The 4,320-nt window shown below is 37.2% G+C and carries 4 protein-coding genes; 3 read left to right on the forward strand and 1 reads right to left on the reverse strand.

What is annotated here, in order from left to right; all coding sequences use genetic code 11:
• The 3 genes from GX437_04005 to GX437_04015 all read left to right on the forward strand — a co-directional run.
• A partial coding sequence (locus GX437_04005) for a fructose-bisphosphate aldolase (GenBank protein NLJ06818.1) occupies nt 1–518 on the forward strand: 518 nt, incomplete at its 5' end.
• Nucleotides 519–528: 10 nt separating this feature from the next.
• Nucleotides 529–1,374 carry an acetyl-CoA carboxylase carboxyl transferase subunit beta gene (locus GX437_04010; GenBank protein NLJ06819.1) on the forward strand — a complete coding sequence of 282 codons (846 nt, stop codon included), beginning with the start codon at nt 529–531 and terminating at the stop codon, nt 1,372–1,374.
• 26 nt (nt 1,375–1,400) lie between these two features.
• Nucleotides 1,401–2,897, forward strand: a complete 1,497-nt coding sequence (locus tag GX437_04015) for a phospholipid carrier-dependent glycosyltransferase (GenBank protein ID NLJ06820.1) — start codon at nt 1,401–1,403, stop codon at nt 2,895–2,897.
• Here GX437_04015 and GX437_04020 read toward each other — a convergent pair.
• On the reverse strand, nt 2,863–4,320 hold a 1,458-nt coding region (locus GX437_04020), incomplete at its 5' end, for a hypothetical protein (GenBank protein ID NLJ06821.1). The two genes, GX437_04015 and GX437_04020, sit on opposite strands and share 35 nt — an antisense overlap.

Consider the following 4,320-nt stretch of genomic DNA (forward strand, 5'->3'; position numbering starts at 1 on the left):
TTGTTGAAATTGCTGAATGTTTCGAAAGAGCTCATGAACTTGGTATGGCTACTGTTTTGTGGTGTTATACCCGTAATGACGCCTTTAAAAAAGACGGTGTTGATTATCACACTTCAGCCGATCTGACCGGACAGGCCAATCATCTGGGCGCTACCATTCAGGCCGACATTATTAAACAAAAGCTTCCCACCAACAATGGTGGATTTAAAGCCATAGGTTTTGGGAAAACACATGCAAAAATGTACACCGACTTGGTCAGCGAACATCCTATTGACCTCTGCCGCTATCAGGTTGCTAATAATTATATGGGCAGGGTAGCACTCATTAATTCAGGTGGCGAATCAAAAGGTGCTTCCGATCTGGCAGAAGCTGTGGCCACTGCCGTCATTAATAAAAGAGCAGGTGGTAGCGGTCTAATCTCCGGAAGAAAAGCTTTCCAGAAGCCAATGGATGAAGGGATTAAATTACTTAATGCCATTCAGGATGTTTACCTTTGCAAGGAAATCACCCTGGCTTAGCTGAAAAATCATGGCTAAATGGTATCAGAAAATCACCGAGGGTATTCCTTCCGGTAAAATTTTTAAAAAGTCATTTGACCAGGCCAAAGATGATAAATGTCCCGCTTGTGGAATTAAGCACGACAATCAGGCTTTAGCTGAAAACTTTTATGTCTGCCAGTGTGGTTTTCATTATAAAATAACTTCATTTGATTATTTCGATGGCCTTTTCGGTGAAAAGGCTTACACCTTATTGTTTGAAAATATACAACCTGTTGATATTCTTGGTTTTACTGACCGTATTTCTTACAACTCCCGTTTAACAAAAGTCCGGCAAAGCACCGGGCTCAATGAGGCCATCAACATCGCAACCGGAAAATGTGACAATTTTGACCTGCTTGCAGGAGCCATGGATTTTAATTTCATAGGTGGGACTATGGGTTCTGTGGTGGGTGAAAAAATAAGACTGGCAAGTAATTACTGCATTGAACACAATATGCCGCTTCTTCTGATTTCACGCTCGAGCGGGGCACGACTCATGGAAGGCATGTTCTCGCTGATGCAAATGGTCAAAACCACTCTCGCTGTTTCAAAACTGGATGAGCATAGAATTCCTTTCATCTCTTACCTGATCAATCCGGTAATGGGCGGAGTTACTGCATCTTATGGGATGATTGCCGATTTTGTCATTGCTGAACCACGTTCCCTGATCGGTTACACCGGCCCGAGAATTATTAAGGAATCCATTGGTAAAGAGCCTCCAAATGATTTTCAGAAGTCCGAATTTCTACTTAAAAATGGCTTTATTGATATGATTATCAACCGAAATGAGCTTAAACCTACTATCATTAAGCTCATTAATCTGATCAGAAATTGAACAGTAGTTTACTACAACGTTTCAAATTGCCCATTGCTATTGGTGTTCTTCTGGTATTGATTTATTTTCCCCTCTTTCTCCATCTTGATATAGTTCCTCTGAGAATGTGGGATGAATCTTTCTATGCTGTTTCAGCACTCGAAATGACGTTTAACCATAATTTTTTTGTTAAAACTTTTAATAGTGTTCCTGATTTTTACAACCTTAAACCGCTTTTAATCACATGGATTCATTCCCTGTTTTTTTCATCACTCGGCATTAATGAACTTTCACTGAGGTTACCGTCAGCTCTTTCCGGTTTGATTTTAATCCTCGTTTTATTCTTTTTTCTGAAAAAAAACGGATGTAATGTCTATTTTTCCCTGATTTGCTGTTTAATTCTGGTTACTTCAAAAGGTTTTGTTTCCGACCATGTAACCCGTACAGGCGACCTCGATGCTCCGCTTTCCTTATTCCTCTTTCTCTCAGCCATCAGCTTTTATAAATATCTGACTAATTCTGAAAAACAAAGCAAATATCTAAACCTTACCATTTTTTTTACGTTTCTGGCATTCATGACGAAAGGTGTTGCCGGGCTACTTTTTCTTCCTGCTTATTTTTTCCTGCTGATGTATTCAGGAAAGTTATTATCCTTTCTCCGTCAGCCAGTTAACTATCTTAAAGTATTGCTCTTTATCTCTGCTATTGTTTTTTATTATTTGCTGATTGAATACAAACAACCCGGATATATTTCACATGTACTTGAAAATGAGGTATTTGGTCGCTATTTAAGTGTGAAAGACGGTCATCAGCATGGGGCTTTTTACTATATCGGCCTGCTCATTTCAAACCAGTTTTTTCCATGGATATTTCTTCTTCCTTTCTCTTTGATACCCGTGATAAAACAAATTCGAGGCAAAAAAACAGACATCTTTGTTTTTTCCTTGTTTATCATTGTCACTTATTTGATTGTCATCTCTTTAGGAAAAAGTAAACTCGAATGGTACACTGCTCCTGCCTTTCCTTTCCTTACTATCATAGCTGTAAAATCATTAATGGACTTCTTTAACTTTTTTGCTAAATACAAATGGGCTTCATCCCTCTTTTTCAAAATTATTTTTTCTTTCGCAATCCTTATCTATCCCTATTATCAAATCATTGATTCAGTTTATTTTCCAAAAAATGATTGGGCAGCTCAGAAATATGGTACTTTTTTCAGGCAAATTAGAAAAAATCATCCTGAAATCAAAAAAATAAAAGTGATTCATGACGGCTGGAATTCCCATCTGGTCTTTTATGTGAGGCTTTACAATGAAAAATATGGCTATCAGATTCATTATGAAAATACTTTCGAAAAACCTGAGGTATTAAAAAAAGAAATCGATGGAGTAAAAAGCGGGGATTATGTCGTTGCTTTTCAGACTGAGATTCTCGATCCTTTGTACTCTAAATTCAATGCAGCCATTCTCGACAGGTATCAGGAGCTTGTTCTGGTCAGGATGTTTTCCGTCAAAAATCATCCTGCAACAACACATCAACCCTGAAAGGGTTTATCATCGTAACAGGGGTATGCGGATTCTCTGAAACAATGTAAATCTGAACACAGTTTTCCGGTATTTTAACATCTATAGGCTGAATAAATCGGGATATTTCACCTTCGGCTCCGATTTTCCTTATCAGCACACTTTCTTCTTTCTGTCCTTCATTTGTTATAAATTTTAATCTCAGGTAATACGGATACTGAAAACGAACAGCACCGAAAATGAATCTGACAGTTCTGCTCTTCGATAAACAGGGCAATTCCACTTTAACTTCCTTTCCTCTAATCCTGTAAACCTGCTTCAGGTCAAATTTTTTATCAAAGCCTGTAATCAGCGAGCTATCTACCTTAACAATTTGATAATGTAATGAATCCTTGTTTTTCTCAAATAATAACCAATTCGGGCTGTCAAAATAAGTCAGGTCGTACCATGCATTCTTTAACCGGTAGTTGTAGCGGTTAGCGACTTCAATAAAATTATCATAGGCATGATTTATCATAAAATCAGGCATGAAAACACTGACAAGGCTGTCGGTTGATAAATGATAATCAGTGGCTAATTTTGAATTAAGTCCGGAATTATCAATCACATAACCCTTAAAATAACGACTGATATGTCCGTGTTTGGAGAGCAATTTCTGCTCTTTGTGGCTGATTGTTCCAAGATATTCTCCAATCAGAATACGCTCATTTTCAATATAATTCATAGATTTCTTCATCCAGGCAAGTGAATTTAGAATATCCAATCTGATAAAAACAAACAGGATGATGGCCGTAAAGATAACAACTGCCGATGATACTTTTCCTGAATTATTCAAAAAATACCCCAATGATGTAAAAATCTGCATCGAAATAAAAAAAGAAGGCAGGGCATAATACCACATCATTTTTTCCTGTGGGTTATAAATCATGTAAAGAATAAGTACTGAAACTGCCAGTAAAAAAGGGATCAGATACTTATAATCTTTTTTTAACCGGCCTGATGTCATGAGTAAGATAAATAAACTCAGGCTAAAAATGAAAAAAATACCAAGCCAGATAGCTGTAAATGTATTACTTAGCAATGGTTCAAGAAAAGGGAACAAGGAAGAATCGGGATGAGTGTAATGAAAAACTTTGGCATAGGCCGATTGAGGCAGTGGGCTGTCAAAAATGGAATAAGTTATGATCAGATAGATAATCAAGGGAGTAAGAAAATAAAACAACAAACTTTTGCCAAATTCTATTGATTTCATTCTGTCATGAATAATATTTCTGTTGTTGAATAGTAAAACGGCCATAAGCATCCCTGAAGTTGAAACTGCATCCAGTTTCGACCAAACCGAAAGGGAAATCAATAAAAGTGCAGGATTTAAGCTGTTTTTCAGTACAAAATAAAAAGCTCCCAGAATCAGGGAAAGATGAAAAGGAGTCTCTATCCCCGTAAA

It is taken from the genome of Sphingobacteriales bacterium (genome assembly GCA_012517435.1).
GTDB lineage: Bacteria > Bacteroidota > Bacteroidia > CAILMK01 > JAAYUY01 > JAAYUY01.

Excerpts from the sequence above, each read along its gene's own strand:
- GX437_04010 (NLJ06819.1), top strand. The coding sequence starts at position 529 with ATGGCTAAATGGTATCAGAAAATCACCGAGGGTATTCCTTCCGGTAAA.